Origin of the sequence: Acinetobacter calcoaceticus, assembly GCF_900520355.1 — a bacterium.
Taxonomy (GTDB): domain Bacteria; phylum Pseudomonadota; class Gammaproteobacteria; order Pseudomonadales; family Moraxellaceae; genus Acinetobacter; species Acinetobacter calcoaceticus_C.
This window is the reverse complement of record NZ_LS999521.1, coordinates 345,066-366,327: the sequence shown is the minus strand read 5'-3', so window position 1 is coordinate 366,327 and position 21,262 is coordinate 345,066. Positions and strand designations below refer to the sequence as shown.

The window sequence follows — 21,262 nt, the reverse complement described above, 5'->3', positions numbered from 1 at the left end:
TTCCCCGTTATGAACCTGGTGCCGTAATTTGAGTAAGCTTATTGGTATAGTTAAATTCTTGAACTTGAGTACTAAAAGGCACGTTATGATTTGCCAAACACTCCGCTAGTGTTTGTTTAGCCGTTAACGCGGTATCAAAATTGTCACTAATTTTTGCTGAACTCGTACTTAAGCAATCACTTTGCAAAGTTTCGATAGAGGTAGATGCGTAGGCTGGCAAAAAAGCAGTGGTAATAACACGAATACGTTGCGTAGATAGCATGCTTTTAGGTAGTTGTGTGCCTTCGGAGGTGTTTGTTCCTCGTGGTAAATTAGAGCCAGGAATATCACTTGCAGCATCTGTAGGAATACTCACAGCAACTTGAGTAACCACCGCTTGACGATTACTACCATAGTCATTTGTTAGATCACAAAAACCTGCCACTCCCCCATCTTCAACGACTGCATTATTAGCACTTCCTGCTCGAAGTAAACTTGCACCTCGGGTCTGAGCAAAATTTGTTGATGTAGAAACAGGTTTATAACAAAAGTTGTATTCTGCACCTGGGTTACTTTCATGCTCTTTGAGCGCAGCACCAATCACATTTGTAATATTAGTTAGGGTAGTAGGATTCATCTGTACAATGAGTTCTAAAGGCGTATCAGATGACTGAAAATTTAATTGGCTAACTTGGCTGTTAGTAGCAACTTTTAAAGAAACAATTGCCACTCTTATTGCTAAAACACCTACAGAAACAACAACCAATAAAATAATCAGCACAACAATAAGGGTTGCTCCTTTTTCCTTAGATTTACTTTTAATATTTTCATGAATTAAATGGGTCATAGACTTTCCCCCATCGCATTACGTAGAGCAATTGTTACGCTATAAACACGGCGCAAAAATCGAGTTGTGTTATCAGAAGCATGTACAGTTTGATCCAACATAAGAAACGACTGTGTGGGATCTATTGCTTTATTTTGGGCATTGTTAGTAGAACGGGCTAACACCGATATTTGTATTGAAAGAATTCTAGGTGCCATTACTGGTGGAGTGGCATCTCGGGCAGCCTGTGCGGCAGCCCGATATTGGGGAATTGTGTAATAAGCAAAATTGCCAGCAGCATTCTTTGCGCCGAATAACACATGGAAATGGTCAATACGCGGCAATATAATTTGACCAGCATCTCCTAATCCAGACACAGTGGTAGGTTGTGCCGTAGCTACGCTAGAGGGAGTATTTGCATCACATGCAAGCGCATAATCTTGCTGAGAACTACCATTCGTATCAAGACGTAAAAAATACCGCTCTACAATTAAATCTCCAGCAAGTACATTCACGCCTTCACAATTTGTCATATTTGTAGGAGCAATAAACTGAATAGTCAGCTGATCGCTTTGCATAGCAGCATTTGAACTATTCTGTATATTTGAAAGGCCTTTCCAGTGATTACTAACGGTACTTACCGTATCTCCCACACCACGACTTAATAGTGTCTCAGCAATATAGGTATTTGTGCCAACATTAGGAACAAAATTGACACTGTCATTATTAGTTGCTGTTGAACCAGTTAATACAACACCTCCCCAAGGCGTGGTATCCGTTAATATTGGATTTATTACATTTCCATAATTTAGAAGACGTATATCACGTGCAATATATTCCAAGCCAAAAATACCGCTATCTTGTATTTCAGCATTTGCTTTTTGCAAGCGGCTTGATAGAAGTCCACCAATAAATAATTGAGTTGCCGCAGCGACCAAAATTAGGCCTAAAGCCAATGCAACCATAAGCTCAATTAATGTAAAGCCTCGTTGCTTCCACGATACAAATGAGTGAGTCATTAATATGCCTCCATCATTAAACAATTCGAATTATTGGTATAAACACCATTCGTACTCATACAGCTCGATACATCCACACTCGTGACGCCCCCATTTGTCGTAAGTGTTGGAGTGGTTTTGCCCCAAAAAACAAATAGACACTGTCTCTGCTGGGCCATTGTAGTTGTGACCCCAGGACAATTTGACATTGTGATTTTCATGCCTAGTTGATCTGCAGTTCTTGCTGCTTGATAAGCATCAAATTGTGCAAGTTGAGAAGGGGTACAAATTGTGTTGAAACACAACGTAGGGGCTGTGGTGGTAGATGAATAATTGCTATAACTACGAACAAAGATAGGATATTGGCTAGCTTGAGTACTATTTACGCGAATATTTTCTGCTAATCCTCTCATAATCATAATAGCCTGAGATTTACTTAAAGCCTCTGAAGAAGCATCCATAGCCCGAATTTGCAAGGCAACATATCCTAAAATCCCTATTGCAAGTAAAATTAAAGCAACCAACACTTCTAATAAGCCAACCCCAGCTTGAGCTTGTTGTTTAGAGCCCCCCATTAACATGTCTCCTCAGCTTTAAAAATTAATGTGCCAAGCTTTGTTAAAATAAGAATTTTCTTTTTATATATTTTTGAATTACAAATAGATAAAAGCGTATCTTGGGTGATATTAGTTACCATTCCATTCGCATTAAAGGTCAAGGTTGTCGTTGTTAAGGAACTTTGTGTGCTATCAGCAGCTATATTCTTGAGCTCAAGAGTATTATTTGAAGCAGCTTTCCAATTAAAAGAAGTGGGTGTATTTAAAGCTGTTGAATTCAAATTAATAGAAACGTCTTGTCGACCAAGTATTGCTTGGCTCTTCGCTTCCGACAAAGCATTGATTAGGTCTCGTTGATTTCCCTCTAGTCGTTTATTTTCCAATAAATTTGACATAGACGGCGCAGCCATCATTGCAATAATCGCCATTACTGCAATCGTCACCATAAGCTCAACCAAGGTGAACCCTTCTTGTGGAGTAATTCCCCTCATCCCCTTAAACCCCAAATAAACTTAAGAATTTTTTATTTATTATTTAAATTTTACGGTTTAGATTTACAAAACAAATACAAAGCAGATAAAGGGTATAAAAAAACAGATAATCGTCACATCAACAATTATCTGTTTTACTATTTTAAAATCAGTATGTTAAATAAGTCACACTTTATGCTTGAGTCACGTGAATGCGTAATTCTTTAGGAAGGCTAAAGGTTATGTTCTCTTCACGTCCATCTAATTCTTTAGGTGCTTGCGCGCCCCAGTCTTGTAAACGTTGAATCACTTGCTTAATCAGAATTTCCGGCGCTGAAGCACCCGCTGTCACACCAATTTTGCAAGTATCATTGAACCATGACTGTTCTAGCTGATCAGCATTATCTACAAGGTAAGCAGCTTTACCCATACGCTCTGCAAGCTCACGTAAACGATTTGAATTTGATGAGTTAGGTGAGCCTACAACCAACACCACATCACACTGTTCAGCCAAGTCACGCACAGCATCTTGTCTGTTTTGAGTTGCGTAGCAAATATCGTCTTTACGTGGCCCCTGAATATGAGGAAATTTTGCACGCAACGCATCAATGACTTTAGCCGTATCATCAATAGATAAAGTTGTTTGGGTTACAAATGCAAGTTTCTCAGGATGTCTTACTGCAAGTGCAGCCACATCAGCTTCATCTTCAACAAGATAAATCTCACCACCTTTTAATTTGTCATATTGACCCATTGTTCCTTCAACTTCAGGGTGTCCTTCATGACCAATCAAAATTGCTTCAGTACCTTCACGTGCATATTTAGTCACTTCAATATGAACCTTGGTAACTAAAGGACAAGTGGCATCAAAAACTTTTAAGCCCCGGCGCTCTGCTTCTTGCTGAACTGCTTTTGAAACGCCATGCGCACTAAAAATTACAATTGAGTCATCCGGAACCTGATCAAGCTCATCAACAAAAACTGCCCCTCTTTGACGTAAGTCATCTACCACAAATTTATTGTGTACAACTTCATGACGTACATAAATAGGCGGATTAAAACATTCTAAAGCCCGATTGACGATTGCTATGGCTCGATCAACACCGGCACAAAAACCACGCGGATTAGCTAACACAATTTCCATAACAGCCTCAAAATTAATAAAACAGGGGAATTTCTCTTGAATATTTGCAATTAAAACTATTCAGTTTAAACGCACGGTACACTACAATAGCGAAGATATTTTATCATATCAGGAAAAATATCATGTCGGGTCTATTGTTTGTCGTTTCTGCTGCATCAGGAACGGGCAAAACATCTTTGGTGAAAGCCCTGCTTGACCGTGTAAGCAATTTACATGTTTCAGTCTCGCATACTACCCGAGGTCAACGTCCTGGTGAATTAGATGGTGTTCACTATCACTTCACTACAAAAGATGAATTTCTAGACCAAGTCAACCATGACGGTTTTATTGAATACGCTGAAGTATTTGGTAATTACTATGGCACTTCTCAAACAACGGTAAAGCAACAGTTAGCTCAAGGGCACGATGTTTTACTTGAAATTGATTGGCAAGGTGCAGAGCAAGTACGAAAACTTTTTCCTGAATCTAAACAAATATTTATTTTACCCCCTACTCAGTTTGACCTACGTCAGCGCTTATCTAATCGTGGTACAGACTCAGTTGAAGTCATTGAACATCGTTTAAGCTGTGCAGTTGAAGATATGCAGCATTACACGAACTTTGATTACATCATTATCAATGATGATTTTAATAAAGCCTTACATGAGCTTGAAGCTGTGATTACAGCAAACCGTTTAGTATTATCTCAGCAAGCCAAACGTCATCAAACATTAATTCAAGACTTGATTACTCCTCAACCAAAACAGGAATAACTTGAGTCTAGATCGAAAGCCTTTTATACTGTTTAGTCTGTTCAAATTCACCATTCCAAAACGAGAACTTTTATGGCACGCGTCACCGTTGAAGATTGTTTAGATCATGTAGACAACCGTTTTGAGCTTGTGCTCGTTGCAAGTAAACGTGCTCGTCAATTGGCACGTCAAGGCATGGAGCCAACTGTAGAATGGGATAACGACAAACCGACTGTAGTTTCTTTGCGCGAAATCGCGGCAGGACACGTTACGAAAGAAATTCTTAAACAACGTGAACAAGATTATCAAACTTCTAGTCTTGATCTTGCTCTTTCTACAAACAGCTTGAATTTAGAAGGTTTTTCTTTCTAACTAATTCTGTTTTATAAAAAAACCATCGTTTTTCTGCGGTGGTTTTTTATTTGGCTTTGTCTTGAATTTAAAGATATTGAAAAAAGCAATTATTTTCATTGAAAAAAAAATACACTTTTTCAAATGAAAAAATTGACAAGTTCCGCAATATGCTTTTCATTAAGAAGTAGATAGATTTAGTTTCTCAGCATTAGGAAAAAGGGTGATTTATGCCAGGCGAAGAGGTCAGCCAAGCCAAGCAACAGCTTAAATTGATTATCGACCCTTACTTATCGGTAAGTGAGGTCGAGAAAGTGCTTGCTGCCTGTGATTTTGCCGATCTAGCGCATACTGGCATTACACGTAAAAGTGGTGAACCCTACATTCTGCATCCAATTGCTGTCAGCTGCATTCTGGCGAACATGCGTTTAGATGCTGAAACCTTAATGGCAGCACTTTTGCATGATGTTATTGAAGATACGCAATATACAAAAGAAGATATTACTGAAAAGTTTGGTCTGACAGTTGCCGAACTAGTTGATGGTGTAACCAAACTTAGCCAGTCAAGTGATAAAGAATATAACAAGGCTGCCTCATTCCGAAAAATCTTGCAAGCGACCCTACAGGACCCACGTGTCATTATTATTAAATTAGCTGATCGCTATCATAATATGACAACGCTAGGTGCTTTGCGTCCCGATAAACGTGCCCGCATTGCTCAAGAAACTCTTGATATTTTTGTGCCAATGGCAAGATTAGTCGGCATGAACGAAATGGGCGATAATCTAGAAAATCTTTGTTATCAAAATCTTGATCTTGATATGTTTGATAACGTGCAAAATGCACTACGTCTAACCAAACCAGAGCGATGTAAATATCAAAGTATCTGGGAACAAAACCTCGCTGAACTTCTCCATAACTATCATATTCAAGGCCGCATTAAAAAGAAAAATAACAATATCGAATTATTACGCCATTTCGTTAAAAATGAGATGGATTTACAAGAGCTTACCCATAGCCATGCTTTTGAAATCGTTTTACAAACAATTGCTGACTGTGACCGCCTAGTTGATGCATTAAGAGAAAACTTTCAGGTCATCCAATACCAAGACCATATCCGTCGTCCATTACCTGGTGGCAATCAATCTTTGCTGATTAAACTTAAAGGCGAAAAAACCACACTCTCTCTTACCATTCAAACCGAGCTTATGCGCAAAGCTGCTCGCTTTGGCGTAGTGCTTGGTGAAAATGCACCGCAAACTTGTCGTTCAGCCATTCAGGCCTCTATGCAAAATCTGAATACGCTTATCGATGGAGAATGTGCAAAAACGACTTTTAATGATTTATTAGATTACTTACATCAAGAAAAAATTTGGGTTTATACACCACATGGTCAACTCCATGAGTTACCACAAGGTGCTACCGTAGTTGATTTTGCTTATTCAGCAAGTTTATTTTTAGGTAATCATGCAGTTGGTGCAAAAGTAGATGGTGAAATTAAACCACTGTCGACACCCTTAATTAGCGGTCAGGTTATCGAAGTTATTACGGATGTTTTAGCAACACCAAATCCAGACTGGCTAAGTTTTATTAATACTCAAAAAGCTCGCCGTGCATTACAGCATGTCCTTAAAGACCAAGACATTGAAGAACAGCGTTTAGTCGGTGCACAAGCACTTTCTCGAGCACTGAAACTATTCAATCGTTCGATTAACGATCTTTCTGAAGCCGACTGGTTAGATTTACTTCAATGGCGCCACATCGGCGATAAAAATACATTGTTTGAGCAAATTGCTGTTGGTGACTTACTGCCTCAACTCGTAGCTAATCACCTATTTGCTCATGACAAACATCCACAAGTGGAAAATTCAGATCGACTCATTCAAAGTACTGAAGGTATCGACGTTAAATATGCACATTGCTGCAATCCAGTTCTAGGCGACCCAATTCAAGGGCATTTAACACGTCGTGGGTTAATTGTGCATCGCATACGCTGCCATAACTTGCTACATGAGCAACATCTTCACCCTGAAAATATTATGCCGCTTCAATGGAAAGCAGATGATGTAGATGATGTACGTTTTACTGCTTACCTCGCTATAGATAGGGCAATGAATGATGAGCAGGTATCAGACCTAATCTATCAATGCCGTAAAAATAATGCAGGCGTAGAAATGGTTCACTCAAATGAGCAAAGAACTTTTGTTAATATTGTAGTTAACAACCGTAAACATATTGCAAAAGTCATCCGTGACTTACGTATGCATTATGGTTTCCCGCGTATTGAACGTTTGGATGCTCCTAATCCCCAAATGGAAGTCTCAAAAGTAAGCTAGGTCTTTACAAGGGCGATTGGTCAGATTTATGTTTCTTTAACAAAATCAAACTTTCCAAATCCACTTAATCAGTTAAATCGATGATACTTTTGTCCAAACCTATCATCGATTATGATGGAATGAGATTTAATCAAGGAGAACCAAATGTCCCGCCAAGTGATTCATACTGAAAATGCCCCTGCTGCTATAGGCACATACTCTCAAGCTATTTTAGTAGACAATACGTTATATCTTTCAGGGCAAATTGGTTTAGATCCATACAGTATGGAACTTGTAGAAGGTATCGAAGCTCAAATTCGCCGTGTATTTGATAATTTAAAAGCGGTTTGTGAAGCTGCTGGGGGCTCTCTAGCAGATATTGCCAAACTCAATATTTTCCTAACCGATTTATCAAATTTCCAACTTGTAAACCAAATTATGGGTGAATATTTTGCTCAACCCTACCCTGCCCGTGCAGCATTAGGTGTAGCTAGTCTACCTAAAGATGCATTAGTAGAAATGGATGGTATTGTAATTATTAATCAATAAGATATAAAAATATATTGAATATTTTCCTTTAAATTCTTAGCTCCAAATCATGAACCACCTTTGTATAAAATCTGAACACAACTTGGATTTCCGCTCAGGTGGTATTTTTTTATCCAAAATCCCAATAATAATAAATGAGATTTTAAATGAATTTCATTGACAAACGATAATAATTATCAATAATATCTATTATCGCATTTATATTTGGGGATCACTCCCATGTACGTTTGCTTGTGTCGTGGCATTACCGATCAAGATATTAAAGACGCTGTTGAAAATGGCGCTGAAAGCTATCGCGAAATTCGCGACTTGCTTGATCTCGGTACTTGCTGTGGACGCTGTGCACCAGAAGCACGTGCTATTATTAGTGAAGAATTAGCAGAAATCGCCGCTCGTATTTCCGTGGCTGCGTAAGAGAATTATAAACATTTAACCGTATTTATTAGCTCCTCCACCGCTTTTTGCTGAACGTTAATAGTTCCTCATTCAAGCGGTTTTTTTTGGCTAAAAATTCCCCTTTACTAATATTGTGTTGTTTTTGATTGCGATTTTCATTTGCTGTTCTATAAATTACTCGCCATATCCATGATTGTTCACTAAAATGGTTTTATAGATTGCCTTAATTGAATTGAGGCAGAAATTGTTTTGGAGTAGCTACAATGAAAGGCAATCGTGATGTGATTAATCAGCTCAACCAAGTGCTGTATCATCATTTAACTGCAATTAATCAATACTTTTTACATTCACGCATGTTTAATGATTGGGGAATTGAGCAGCTTGGCTCTGCCGAATATAAAGAATCAATTCGTCAAATGAAGCATGCAGACAAAATTATTGAACGTATTTTATTTTTGGAAGGCCTGCCTAACCTTCAGCATTTAGGCAAACTTTACATTGGTCAACATACAGAAGAAGTTCTGCAATGTGACATTCGCAAAGTGAAAGAAAATATAGAAGCGATTCAAAAAACAGTTGCACTCGCTGAAACAGAACAAGACTATGTGACGCGTGATCTCGTTCAAGAAATTTTAGAAAAAGAAGAAGAGTATTGGGACTGGTTAGATACTCAAATTGACCTTATCGGCAGCGTTGGCATTGAAAATTATATCCAGAGTCAGATGTAATTTCTCATAAAAAAAATCCCCTTGAGTACAAGGGGATTTTTTATTACTTTTCTTTTAATAACTCTGGTAGCGTTATTTTTTGCTTATAGAGATGCTTTAAAATTAATATTTGCTGCTCTGCTTGCTCTGGTTTTCCATTATAAGCCAGCAATTTTGCATATTTACGTAAATTATAGGGAGTCGCTTTATTCTTTACTGAATTTCCCCACTGGACTAAATCAGCTTCAGGTAATTTAGTTTCTGGATTAAGTTCAATCCATTTTAAACGCTCTTCAAACTGCGTTAAAACAAAAATTTTACTGCTTCCCATGAACTCTGCATTTGGCTGTTTATTCTTATAAAGCAAATTACTATTCAGAACATAAACATTGTAATCACGTAAAATCGCAATAATAAGCAGTAAACTGACTACCCATAATAAGCGGAAAATTTGCTTATTAAGTACAACTCCTTTAAGTACAGGAGTCTGTGCCTGAATAATACCAAGCAAAAAACCACAGGTAAGTAAGAAGTAAGCATAACGCTGTGGGAACTCGAACATGGCATGAATCAACACGGCACAAACCATCATAATCGCTATAATTGAGATGGTTTCTTTAGCCTGTTGATTTAACCAAAGGAACCAACACGCAAAGTAAGCAATGATTACTGCTGCTAATGGAATACCATTCCAGACAATTAAATCGAGCAGTACATTATGGGCACTATTAAACCATACATGTACAGTTCCATATTGAATACTATCAACTACAGCAACACTCGTTTGACTCCATCCATACCCTGCCCATGGTTGCTGAGCGATAGCATGCAATATTTGTATCCACATACCTACACGCTCATGCCCCGAACCTGCCCGAGCAACAAACGTACTTGTTTCAGTAATCTGTGTATTTGTAGATAATTCGATGAATTGAGTAATATAAGGTAAGATCAAGCCAGCAATTAAAAAAAATGTTAAGCACCACAAAAAGCCTTGAGCAAATCCAAATCTTTTTTGCTTTCTAAACTGCTTAATTATCCAATAAATAAGTAAAAATGGAAAAACTATCCATGAAGTTCTTGACTGACTCAATGCAACCGTAAATAAAATAATCAGTGCTGAAGGTAATAACAACCAGATAGTTACTTTGTTCTTTTCATATAAATACAAACACCCTAATAACCCAATAATTAAAAAGGTTGCCATATTATTGGGTTGACCAAAATTGCCATAAGGACGATTACCCTGTAACTTAAGTACATAGGGAATATTAGACTCAATATTCAACCATTGGCAAATTGCAATTAAGCTTGTGGCAACGGAAACAATAATTACGAGTAAGCTAAAACCAGAAAAGATTTGATCTCGCTTTTGTTGATCTAAGGACAGGTTGTAGCCAGCCAAGACCATAAACCAAAAACCTAACAAGTAAAATGAACTCAATAAGGCTGTGCTCAGATCAAAAACTAAACCAAAACCCCACTGCACTATTGGAATGAAAGCAAATGGCAGCAACAATAGTTGTGCTCTAGGAATTTTAATATTTTGCTGAATTAGAGCGGCTAATACGCATAATCCAGCCCCAAAAGTACTCACTTCACTCGAGAACATGACCCAAGGACTATAGTGAAATGGAGACAACCATGCAAAACCTAACAGGATTGCAGCGAGGAATAGGAAGAATACTTGCATAGTGACGAGTGAAAAGACTTAGAACTTGCAGGGAATTATACAGATAACTTAGTCAACTGAATCTAAAGTTCCAATTAATTATTGTTGATTACAATTGCTTTATACATAAAAAACGCATCCCTAAAGATGCGTTTTTTTTAAAATAACTATAAATATTTTCAAATACTTAGATTATTATTTAAAAGACTGAGGTAAATAATCAGCTAGAGTAGTATCAGTTACTGTAACAGTTGATGGCTTAATTACACCATTTTCAGTTACAGACATACCAATTACTTTGCTTGTTAATTTATCTGATACATCAGTAGCCTTAAATGTATAACTAACACCACAACCGCTACCACCCGCAGTTGTATCTGCTGTAATAGTTGCAGTTCCATACTTTCCAGCGATTGAATCAGCGGTGGCGGCGGCGGCGGCGCCAGAAGCAAAACAAGTGCCTGATTGCAAATTAGTAGCAATTGTTGTTTTTAAACCATCTGCTAATGTAAATGCTTCAGAAGCTTGTGATTTAGCAATATAGCTTTGGTATGCAGGAATCGCGATCGCCGCCAAAATACCAATAATCGCAACCACGATCATAAGTTCAATTAATGTAAAACCTTTTTGTGCATTCATAGCCTTTTTCCCCAAAGATTGTATGTATGTTTTTATAGAAGCTTTTTCAGCTCTCAACTATATTGCAGCATCTATGCCAACTTTTATTTTATTTATAAAACAAAAACTTATATTAATTTTCCAGTTTACTAAATATAAAATTACTGTAAATAACTGACAAAAATCGTCACATGCCTTTTCGCTACAACACATCACACATCAAAAAAAGTAAAACAAACTTATCAAAGTTTATATTCGTTTTTGTGAACAAATTCTCTTTAAAAATAAATAAATAGGTGACGTTTTTTGTCAGTCACCTTTTAAAAATAAAAACTTAGAAAACTATGAGATATAAGAATTTTAGACAATAATTTAATTAATAATAATCGGGGCATTTCCTAATTCATTGGATTGATCTGGCATGTTTTCATCATAAAAACGTGACATTACCTCTCCAATTTGATGAACGCCAATCACTACAGCTTGCTGATATTGTTTTTGTTTAAGTTGTTGAACGATAGACTCACAAATCTGTTGCCATACTTGCTCATTAGTGGCATTTCTAATACCACGGTCAAATATAATTTCTACTGTACGTTCACATAAATTTAAATAAAGTAGTACGCCACTATTCAATGCGGTATCCCAAACCCCAAGCTCTGCAAATAACTGCTGTGCTCTTAATCGGGTATTTTGCCGATAGGCCTGTGAACATGGAATGTGACCTTCAATTACTACTTGTATTTCGCCCACATGTCCATGTTCTGCCTGCTGTACAGCATCAGCAATCGTTTGTTTATCTTGTTTTGAAAAATATCGACTGCTGGCTGGTAAGTAACAAAAATGCTTAAACCAGCGTTTAAGACTCGGTTCTACAGAGTCCTCAATTTTAGGTTGAGTAATGATTTCTGTTGTTTCTGATGTTGTTACCATGACCCTGATGCACCTCCGCCGCCAAATCGACCTCCACCGCCGCCATAGCCTCCGCCCCCACCGCCGAAGCCACCACCACGCCCTCCTCCGCCTGCACCACTCAGAATAACCTGTAAAATAAGCTGCGCAATTGAAGTAATGAGTAAAAAGAAGATTCCAAAACCAAGTAGTAAGCTAGTTACTAATCCGGCTCCATTTACAAAACCCGCCACTGCAGCAGCAACGCCCGCCGTAGATGCGCTTAGAGGCCGCCCTACAATAAATGAACCCACAATTCCAGCAACAAGAATAAATAAAGCCATCGTGAGCGTTGTTTGTTTGGCTTGTTGCTCTTCAGCAGCTTGGTGCTGTCGTTCTTTTAAATCTTGAGCAGCTTGCTGAGCAACTTCTGGATCAAGATTTAAAACTCTTCCAATTTCATCAAGGCCTGCATTCAAACCTTGTGCATATTGGGCTTGTTTAAAATAGGGTGTAATTTGGTTTCGAATAATTCGACTTGCCACAATATCGGGTAATATGCCTTCTAAGCCGTAGCCAGTTAGAATTTGTATACGGCGGTCATTTACCGCAACCGCAATGAGTAATCCATTGTCACGCTTAGCTGAGCCTAATTGCCACTGCTCACCCACTCGTAATGCATAATCAAAAATATCTTCTTGGCCCGTAGTTGGAACAATGACAATACCGATTTGTGCTTTGCCTTGTTGATATAAACTTAGAATTTTTTGGTCGAGCTGCTGCTTCTCTGCCTCGCTTAAGATATTTGCTTGATCAATCACAGGCTGATTTAAGGTTGGCAAACCACGAATCGATTCACCATCTGCCATATCGTTGGCGACTTGAGTTTGGGGAGCTACGCCAGAAGCAGACTGCTCATTTTTAGAAGCGGAAGCTTGAGCCTGCTGCTTCTGAATAATTTTGCCCGCTACAATGGTGTCAGTTTCATCAGTAGCAGTTGCAATATTAGTTTCACTCCATGCCGCATTCTGAAAAAGAACACCGCAACAGAGCAAAATTAAGGTAACAATAAATACCTTAATTTGCTTAAGCTGAAGCAATATATTATTTCTCATGCAGCTCTCCTTTGATTCTTAAAATTAATCAAAAGAAACTTTTGGTGCCTGCTGTGCAGATGCTTCTGCAGCGAAATTGGCTTTTGGATGCATACCAATTACTTTTGCAGTCACTGCTTGCGGGAACTGGCGGACATATCCGTTGTAGTCTTGCACTGTTGTAATATAACGATTACGAGCCACAGCAATACGGTTTTCTGTTCCTTCAAGTTGAACTTGCAGTTCTTGGAATTGGGTATTGGCTTTTAAATCTGGATAATTTTCAGAAACAGCAATCAGACGAGATAAAGCCCCTGTTAATTGACTTTGAGCCTGTTGATATTTTTCAAGTAATGCTGGATCTTCTAAAACTTCTTTATCAACTTTTAAACCAGCAACATTCGAACGTGCCTGTGTAACTTCGGTTAATACTTGTTCTTCATGCTTAGCATACCCTTTAACTACATTTACAAGGTTCGGTACTAAATCTGATCGACGTTGATATTGGTTTTGAACTTCAGACCAAGCTGCCGTTACTGCTTCATCTTTGACTTGTAAAGTGTTATAGCCACACCCTGAAAATAATAAGGTACTGGCAAGTGTCGTCGCGATCGCGAGTTGTTTCAATGTTTTCATCGTCACATTATCCTCAAGTTTTTCTTTATATTTTTAACCTCTTTCCTCGATTGTATGATGATTTTGGCATTATTGTGTTGCTTTTATTTTATTGATTTAAAAACCGGATTTTTCAATCCGGTTATTTATTAATTTAATAACTGGTCTTTTTCTTGGTGAAAACTTGCCATTTGATATTCATCTGCTAAAGAACTTTTCCAGTAATCGACCATACGACCATAATCCTTTTGACTTGGATGGAAATCTTTTTTGTAATATGCGAAATATTCGGGCATGAGCTGAACAAGCATTTTAACCAGCAAATATAAACCAAATAAATTACCTCCGATTTTAGGTAAGCTATTCCATTTATCTTGCCAAAATAAGCGGGTTGTTCCATAAAAAGCAATACTGGCAAATCCTGTAGTGACACTACGCATGAGTAAGTGACGAATACGATCATCTCCATATACATGCTGATAGACATCGAATGCTACTGAACGATGCTCAATTTCTTCAATTGCATGCCATACCCAAAGTTTTAGTGCATCTTGATCTAACGTTTTTAATAACTCTGGATGCTGTAAAACATATGCGCCAAGTAGAGCAGTAAAATGTTCAAAAGCACAAGTAAGAGCCAATTGTAGTTTAGGAGGAATCGTTCTTAAATATTTATCACGCTGATTTAGCCAATTTTGAAAACTGTCCAGATTATAATCATCACGCCGCCAAGCGTCATTAAACTCACTATGCGCTTTGGAGTGCATAGCCTCTTGTCCAATAAAAGCTGCAATTTGTGCTTGTAGTTGGGGGTCTGAGACTTTATCACGCACATTACGTACGCTATTTACGAAAAACTGCTCACCAACAGGAAAAGTCGAGGAAAGTGCAGTTAAAAAGTGAGACATGAGAGGTGAATTCGCAAAATAATGCCGCTTGATCGCCTTAGGATTAAACTCAAGGCGACGTACAGTAATACCCAACGCTTTTCGACGATTTAAATATGATTTTTCTGCCGTCATACCTGCGATGTTCATATTCAACACCTATTGTATTGAAGAAGGAAGCTTTGAGTATGTCGCGAGCTTGGAAGGTTAAAAAGGGCAAAAAAGCTTATTGTCTTTGCTAAAAGCATCAAAGTGACTAATGGTAGACAATAAAAAAGCCTACTTGAAGTAGGCTTTTTTGAGTGCTTTAACAAACTACTTTATTAAACACCGAGATAATCCAAAATGCCTTCGGCAGCTTGACGGCCTTCCCAAATTGCAGTTACGACAAGGTCTGAACCACGGACCATATCACCACCAGCAAAGATTTTCGGGTTTGATGTCTGGAATTTGAATTCTTGCTTTTCAGCTGCGACAACACGCCCTGAACCATCAAGATTAATACTCACATTACCAAACCAGTCAGCTGGACTCGGGCGGAAACCGAATGCAAGTAAAACTGCATCTGCTGGCAATACTTCTTCAGAACCTGGAACTGGTTCAGGGCTACGGCGGCCACGACTATCAGGTGCACCCATTTGTGTCGTTACCACTTTTACGCCTGTCACTTTGCCATTTTCACCAACAATTTCGATCGGTTGACGATTGAACAAGAATTTCACACCTTCTTCATAGGCATTTTTTACTTCACGTGCAGAACCCGGCATGTTGCTTTCATCACGACGGTATGCACACGTTACATCATGAGCGCCTTGACGCAATGAAGTACGGTTACAGTCCATCGCTGTATCACCACCGCCCAGAACAATCACCTTTTTACCATCTAAGCTGATGTATTCACTTGGGTCTTTTTCCCAACCTTGGCAACGATTTACGTTAGAGATCAAGAAATCAAGCGCATCATAAACACCCGCAAGATCTTCACCTGGGAAACCACCCTTCATATAGGTATAAGTTCCCATACCCATGAACACCGCATCATATTCTGCAAGTAATTCATCAATGGTGACATCAGTACCAATTTCAGTATTTAAACGGAATTCGATGCCCATGCCTGTAAAAACTTCACGACGGCGTTTCATGACATCTTTTTCCATTTTAAATTCTGGAATACCGAATGTAAGTAAGCCACCAATTTCAGGACGCTTGTCAAATACAACTGGTTTAACGCCACCGCGAGCTAAAATATCCGCACAACCTAAACCTGCTGGACCAGCACCAATAATTGCAACTTTTTTGTCAGTCCATTTTACGCCCGACATATCTGGACGCCAACCTAAAGCAAAGGCTGTGTCGTTAATATATTTTTCAGCATTACCAATGGTTACTGCACCAAAACCATCATTTAAGGTACAAGCACCTTCACATAAACGGTCTTGTGGACATACGCGACCACATACCTCAGGTAATGTGTTGGTTTGATGGCAAAGCTCAGCAGCTTGGAAAATTTGGCCTTCAGCGATGAGCTTTAACCAGTTTGGAATGTAGTTATGTACAGGACATTTCCATTCACAATATGGGTTACCACAACCTAAACAACGGTGAGTCTGATTAGTAACAGTTTCCGATGTAAAAGGCTTATAAATTTCCACAAATTCTGCTTTGCGGACAGTAATATCTTTTTTCTCTGGATCTTGGCGTGCTACATCCAGAAATTGAAAGTCATTATTTAGGCGTTCTGCCATGTCTCTCTCCGTGGGTAGGCGCGGTTTTCACTGTTGTCCGCACCTGCCTATGTCGTTGCAGTCGTGGAATTATTGTGGATCAGCTTGTGTGGTTTTCAAAAGCGTTTGCAAATTAGCAGCCTTTGGTTTCACAAGCCAGAATTTACGGCTGTAGAAATCGAACTCATTGCGGATTTTATAAGCCCAAGCACTACCTGTTTCTTTAATATGCTCATCGATAATACGCAACAAGAACTCTTTATGGTCTTCCATAGATTCTGTTGAAATACGATTTAAATCGATCAATTCGTGGTTGTAGTAATCTACAAAGTCATTGTCAAGGTCAAGTACATAAGCAAAACCACCCGTCATGCCCGCACCAAAGTTATGGCCTACTTTACCAAGCACAGTCACCACACCACCTGTCATATATTCACAGCAGTGATCACCAGCGCCTTCGATTACAGCAAATGCGCCCGAGTTACGAACCGCAAAACGCTCACCCGCTGTACCCGCTGCAAAAAGCTTACCGCCAGTTGCACCATACAAACAGGTATTACCAATAATTGCCGTGTTTTGTGTCTGGAAAGGTGAACCTTGTGGTGGGAAAATCGAGATACGACCACCTGCCATACCTTTACCCACATAGTCGTTTGCATCACCTTCAAGACGGATGTGTAAACCCCCAGCGTTCCATACACCAAGCGACTGACCAGCAGTACCAGTCAAGTTCATGATTACAGGATGCATTTCCATACCAAGGTTGCCATAACGACGAGCGATTTCACCTGACACACGAGCACCGATCGAACGGTCACAGTTCACCACTTTGAAGTTGAACTGACCGCCTGCACTTGATTCAATTGCAGGAAGCATTTCAGCAACCATTCTTTCAGCCAATACACCTTTATCAAATGGTGCATTACCTTGTACTTCACAGTACTGGGCTTTACCGTCAGCTGATGGATGAGATGTTAACAATGCACTTAAATCAAGATGAGCATGCTTTTCAGTTTCACCTGGCAACACTTCAAGTAAATCAACACGACCAATTAAGTCTTTCAACGAAGAAACACCTAATGCTGCTAACCATTCACGCGTCTCTTCCGCAATAAAGTGGAAGAAATTGATGAGCATTTGTGGCTCGCCAATATAGTGTTCTTGACGTAAATGGTCTTGTTGAGTTGCAACACCAGTCGCACAGTTGTTTAAGTGACAAATACGTAGATATTTACAACCTAAAGCAATCATTGGAGTTGAACCGAAACCAAAGCTCTCAGCACCCAAAATTGCTGCCTTGATCACATCAAGACCAGTTTTTAAACCACCATCAGTTTGTACGCGTACTTTGCCACGTAAGTCATTAACGCGAAGTGCTTGATGCGCCTCGCTGAGACCTAATTCCCATGGAGAACCCGCATGGTGAATTGATGAAAGTGGAGATGCTGCTGTACCACCGTCATAACCAGAAATGGTAATGAAGTCTGCATATGCCTTAGCAACACCTGCGGCAATTGTACCCACACCTGGTTCAGATACCAGTTTTACCGAAACCATTGCTTTCGGGTTAACTTGTTTCAAGTCAAAAATTAACTGAGACAAATCTTCAATTGAGTAAATATCGTGATGTGGTGGAGGTGAAATCAGTGTTACGCCCGGCACAGAGTAACGTAAACGTGCAATTAAGCCATTTACTTTACCACCCGGTAACTGTCCGCCTTCACCTGGTTTTGCACCTTGAGCAACTTTAATTTGCAATACTTCAGCAGAAGTTAGGTACGCAGGTGTCACACCAAAACGACCAGATGCGATCTGTTTAATTTTCGAGTTACGAATGGTGCCGTAGCGAACAGGATCTTCACCACCCTCACCAGAGTTTGAACGACCACCAATTGTGTTCATGGCGATTGCAATTGCTTCATGTGCTTCTGGAGAAAGAGCACCTAAAGACATACCTGCCGAGTCAAAACGAGGCAAAATATCTGCAACTGACTCTACTTGGTCAACTGGAATCGAATTCGTTATTTTTAACTTGAATAAGTCACGAATGGTTGCAACCGGACGGTTGTTAACCAACTCAGCATATACTTTAAAGTCTTCATACTTACCAGAGCGAACAGCCGTATGTAATGAGTTAATCACATCTGGGTTGAACGCATGGTACTCTTTATCAAATACGAATTTAAGCAAACCACCCTGATCAATCGGTTTACGATTTGACCATGCTGTAGCAGCTAATTTTTTCTGGTCTTTTTCAAGGTCAGCAAATGTTGCACCCTGAATACGACTTGGAACACCTAAGAAACACTGATCTACTACTTCAGATGACAAACCAACTGCTTCAAAAAGCTGACCGCCACGATACGACGCAACTGTAGAGATACCCATTTTTGAAAGAACTTTTAATAGGCCTTTCTCAATCCCTTTACGGAAGTTTGCTTGCGCATGGATTGGATCACCTAAAAGCTCACCTTTAGCAATCAAATCATTAATCACGTCATATGCAAGGTACGGATAAACCGCGGTTGCACCAAAGCCAAGTAATACCGCAAATTGGTGTGGATCACGTGCAAAACCAGTTTCAACCATGATGTTAGCATCAGTACGTAAACCAGTTTTAATCAAGTAATGATGTACAGCACCAGTTGCAAGCGCAGCATTTGCTGGTAAGAAACCTTGGCGAATATTTTTATCTGTCAAAACAATTAAAGTTTTACCATCACGAACAGCTTGTGCCGCTTCTTCACAAATACGTGTAATCGCAGCTTGCAAACCTTCTTCTTCAGCATAGTTTAAATTGATGTCAACAGACTCATAGCCCGCACGATCAATACTACGGATTTGCTGTATTTTTGAGTTAGACAGAACAGGACTCGAAATAATGATTCGGTCTGCGTGCTCTGGACCTTGCTCAAATACATTCTGCTCACGACCTAAACAGGTTTCGAGCGACATTACAATCGATTCACGTAACGGATCAATTGGAGGGTTGGTCACTTGCGCAAATTGTTGACGGAAATAATCAGTCACATGGCGTACTTGACGAGACAATACAGCCATTGGCGTATCATCACCCATAGAACCCACAGCTTCCTGACCACTTTCAGCAATAGGACGCAATAACTGGTCGCGCTCTTCAAATGTCACCATAAACATTTTTTGAGCTGCTTTTAGCGCATCACCTGATAAACCTTGATCAACTAATTGTTCTTCAAGTTCAGGATTAGCTTTCAAGCGGATTGCATGATCACGCAACCATTCACGATACGGACGCATATTTTTAAGATGTGTATTTACATCTTTAGTATCAAGCACTTTGCCTGTTAACGTATCAACGACCAAAATTTGGCCCGGTCCAACACGACCTTTAGAAACCACATCTTCAGGTTGATAACCCCAAACACCAATTTCAGATGCTAAGGTAATGTAATCATTTTTGGTAACTACCCAACGTGCCGGACGTAAACCATTACGGTCAAGCATACAGATGGCATGACGACCATCTTGAATTACCAAGCCCGCAGGACCATCCCAAGCTTCCATATGCTTAGAGTTAAACTCATAGAATGCGCGTAAGTCTGCATCTAAAGTTTCAACGTTCTGCCAAGCTGGTGGCACGAGCATACGCAATGCACGGAATAAATCCATACCGCCACCAACCAAGATTTCAAGCATGTTATCTAAGCTTGAAGAGTCTGAACCTGTACGGTTCACAATTGGATTAAGATCAGTTAAGCCGGGCAATAATGGATTTTCAAATTTAGGAGTACGTGCCAATGCCCAGTTACGGTTTGCTGTAATAGTATTAATTTCACCATTATGCGCAAGGTAACGGAAAGGCTGAGCCAACGGCCAACGTGGTAAAGTGTTGGTCGAGAAACGTTGGTGGAACACGACAATGTGTGACTTTAAACGTTCATCTGCCAAGTCTGTATAGAACTCAGCAATCGCAGCCGGCATCATCAAGCCTTTATAGCTGATTACTGTTGAACAAAGCGTGTTCACATAAAATGACGAATCATTTAGTAATTGTTGTTCTGCACGGCGACGCGCCAAAAATAGTTTACGGTTAAACTCAACTTCTGTTACACCCATTGGACAGTTCACTATGACCTGTTCAAAAGCCGGTAAAGATTGAAGTGCAATTTCACCTAGTGCATCATTATTTGTAGGGACAACACGCCAAGCCAGTACGCGTAAGCCATCAGCCTCAATTTCTTTAGTTAAAATATTTTTAGAGTGCTGCGCTAATGCCGGATCAACATTTAAAAATACAGTACCGACAGCAAAAACTTCGCTAAGTGTAATATCACTCAGTTTTTTTGCTTCATCACGAAAAAATTGCTTTGGCATCGCCAATAATAAGCCGCAACCATCTCCCGTCTTGCCATCTGCGGCAATACCACCACGGTGCGTCATGCAACTTAAACTGTGAATCGCGGTTTCTACAAGATGATGACTTGATTCACCCTTCATATGGGCAATCAGTCCAAAACCACAGTTATCCTTAAACTCATCAGGTTGATATAAACCTTGAGCGGGAGCTACAGTATTAGGCGATGGCATGTGCATAGCGTACCCTTCTTTCAATAAGGCTCTTTCGAGCGTCAAACAAACAACTTATTTCTGCGATATTGCCTATGGACGATAGTTAGCTCAATGTTTCGCAAAAAAAAATTTTGGGCTGATAAGCCAATATACGCTGTTCCATTTTTACGTACACTGGTTTTTGCTAGAA

Annotated in this window: 19 protein-coding genes and 1 pseudogene; 7 read left to right on the top strand and 13 right to left on the bottom strand. The window is 39.5% G+C overall.

What is annotated here, in order from left to right; genetic code table 11:
* Positions 1-7: 7 nt before the first annotated feature.
* The 5 genes from AC2117_RS01705 to ispH form a co-directional block, all read right to left on the bottom strand.
* Complete coding sequence (locus AC2117_RS01705; RefSeq protein WP_197730966.1) at positions 8-826, bottom strand: PilX N-terminal domain-containing pilus assembly protein; 819 nt, start codon at positions 824-826, stop codon at positions 8-10.
* Positions 823-1,824 carry a PilW family protein gene (locus AC2117_RS01700; RefSeq protein ID WP_133971523.1) on the bottom strand — a complete coding sequence of 334 codons (1,002 nt, stop codon included), beginning with the start codon at positions 1,822-1,824 and terminating at the stop codon, positions 823-825. Before AC2117_RS01700 ends, AC2117_RS01705 begins: the two co-directional genes overlap by 4 nt.
* Positions 1,824-2,384: a type IV pilus modification protein PilV gene (pilV, locus tag AC2117_RS01695; RefSeq protein ID WP_133971521.1), complete on the bottom strand. Its 561-nt coding sequence runs from the start codon at positions 2,382-2,384 to the stop codon at positions 1,824-1,826. The genes AC2117_RS01700 and pilV overlap by 1 nt, the downstream gene beginning before the upstream one ends.
* Entirely contained in the window at positions 2,378-2,851 is a 474-nt protein-coding gene (locus tag AC2117_RS01690) for a Tfp pilus assembly protein FimT/FimU (RefSeq protein WP_133971519.1), read from the bottom strand. Before AC2117_RS01690 ends, pilV begins: the two co-directional genes overlap by 7 nt.
* Before the next feature lie 172 nt (positions 2,852-3,023).
* Complete coding sequence (ispH, locus tag AC2117_RS01685; protein ID WP_042895425.1) at positions 3,024-3,974, bottom strand: 4-hydroxy-3-methylbut-2-enyl diphosphate reductase; 951 nt, start codon at positions 3,972-3,974, stop codon at positions 3,024-3,026.
* A 122-nt stretch (positions 3,975-4,096) separates the two neighbouring features.
* Here ispH and gmk point away from each other — a divergent pair, with 122 nt between their 5' ends.
* The 7 genes and pseudogenes from gmk (at position 4,097) to bfr (ending at position 9,044) form a co-directional block, all read left to right on the top strand.
* Entirely contained in the window at positions 4,097-4,726 is a 630-nt protein-coding gene (gene gmk, locus AC2117_RS01680) for a guanylate kinase (protein WP_042895429.1), read from the top strand.
* 72 nt (positions 4,727-4,798) lie between these two features.
* Positions 4,799-5,077, top strand: a complete 279-nt coding sequence (gene rpoZ, locus AC2117_RS01675) for a DNA-directed RNA polymerase subunit omega (protein ID WP_002116990.1) — start codon at positions 4,799-4,801, stop codon at positions 5,075-5,077.
* An 80-nt stretch (positions 5,078-5,157) separates the two neighbouring features.
* Positions 5,158-5,247, top strand: a pseudogene (locus AC2117_RS01670) (hypothetical protein); the annotation flags it as partial.
* A 39-nt stretch (positions 5,248-5,286) separates the two neighbouring features.
* Positions 5,287-7,392, top strand: coding sequence for a RelA/SpoT family protein (locus tag AC2117_RS01665; RefSeq protein WP_133971516.1), 2,106 nt, complete (start codon positions 5,287-5,289; stop codon positions 7,390-7,392).
* 144 nt (positions 7,393-7,536) lie between these two features.
* Entirely contained in the window at positions 7,537-7,920 is a 384-nt protein-coding gene (locus tag AC2117_RS01660) for a RidA family protein (RefSeq protein ID WP_133971514.1), read from the top strand.
* A 219-nt stretch (positions 7,921-8,139) separates the two neighbouring features.
* Complete coding sequence (locus AC2117_RS01655) at positions 8,140-8,334, top strand: bacterioferritin-associated ferredoxin (RefSeq protein ID WP_009392016.1); 195 nt, start codon at positions 8,140-8,142, stop codon at positions 8,332-8,334.
* A 245-nt stretch (positions 8,335-8,579) separates the two neighbouring features.
* Positions 8,580-9,044 carry a heteropolymeric bacterioferritin subunit Bfr gene (gene bfr, locus AC2117_RS01650; RefSeq protein WP_042895434.1) on the top strand — a complete coding sequence of 155 codons (465 nt, stop codon included), beginning with the start codon at positions 8,580-8,582 and terminating at the stop codon, positions 9,042-9,044.
* Between the two features lie 43 nt (positions 9,045-9,087).
* Here the strand turns inward: bfr and AC2117_RS01645 are convergent, their stop codons facing one another.
* The 8 genes from AC2117_RS01645 to gltB form a co-directional block, all read right to left on the bottom strand.
* Entirely contained in the window at positions 9,088-10,716 is a 1,629-nt protein-coding gene (locus AC2117_RS01645) for a PglL family O-oligosaccharyltransferase (protein ID WP_133971512.1), read from the bottom strand.
* Between the two features lie 174 nt (positions 10,717-10,890).
* The gene (locus AC2117_RS01640; protein ID WP_133971510.1) at positions 10,891-11,334 is read right to left on the bottom strand and encodes a pilin; all 444 of its coding nucleotides are present in this window, start codon (positions 11,332-11,334) and stop codon (positions 10,891-10,893) included.
* Positions 11,335-11,685: 351 nt separating this feature from the next.
* A complete protein-coding gene (locus AC2117_RS01635) occupies positions 11,686-12,246 on the bottom strand; it encodes a TPM domain-containing protein (RefSeq protein WP_133971508.1) in 561 nt (186 codons plus the stop codon).
* Entirely contained in the window at positions 12,240-13,319 is a 1,080-nt protein-coding gene (locus tag AC2117_RS01630; RefSeq protein WP_133971506.1) for a TPM domain-containing protein, read from the bottom strand. Before AC2117_RS01630 ends, AC2117_RS01635 begins: the two co-directional genes overlap by 7 nt.
* 24 nt (positions 13,320-13,343) lie before the next feature.
* Positions 13,344-13,934, bottom strand: coding sequence for a LemA family protein (locus tag AC2117_RS01625; protein ID WP_042895448.1), 591 nt, complete (start codon positions 13,932-13,934; stop codon positions 13,344-13,346).
* Between the two features lie 128 nt (positions 13,935-14,062).
* A complete protein-coding gene (locus tag AC2117_RS01620) occupies positions 14,063-14,950 on the bottom strand; it encodes a metal-dependent hydrolase (RefSeq protein WP_133971504.1) in 888 nt (295 codons plus the stop codon).
* 173 nt (positions 14,951-15,123) lie between these two features.
* Entirely contained in the window at positions 15,124-16,545 is a 1,422-nt protein-coding gene (locus tag AC2117_RS01615; protein ID WP_133971502.1) for an FAD-dependent oxidoreductase, read from the bottom strand.
* A 69-nt stretch (positions 16,546-16,614) separates the two neighbouring features.
* Positions 16,615-21,090 carry a glutamate synthase large subunit gene (gene gltB, locus AC2117_RS01610; RefSeq protein ID WP_171459084.1) on the bottom strand — a complete coding sequence of 1,492 codons (4,476 nt, stop codon included), beginning with the start codon at positions 21,088-21,090 and terminating at the stop codon, positions 16,615-16,617.
* Positions 21,091-21,262: the final 172 nt, after the last annotated feature.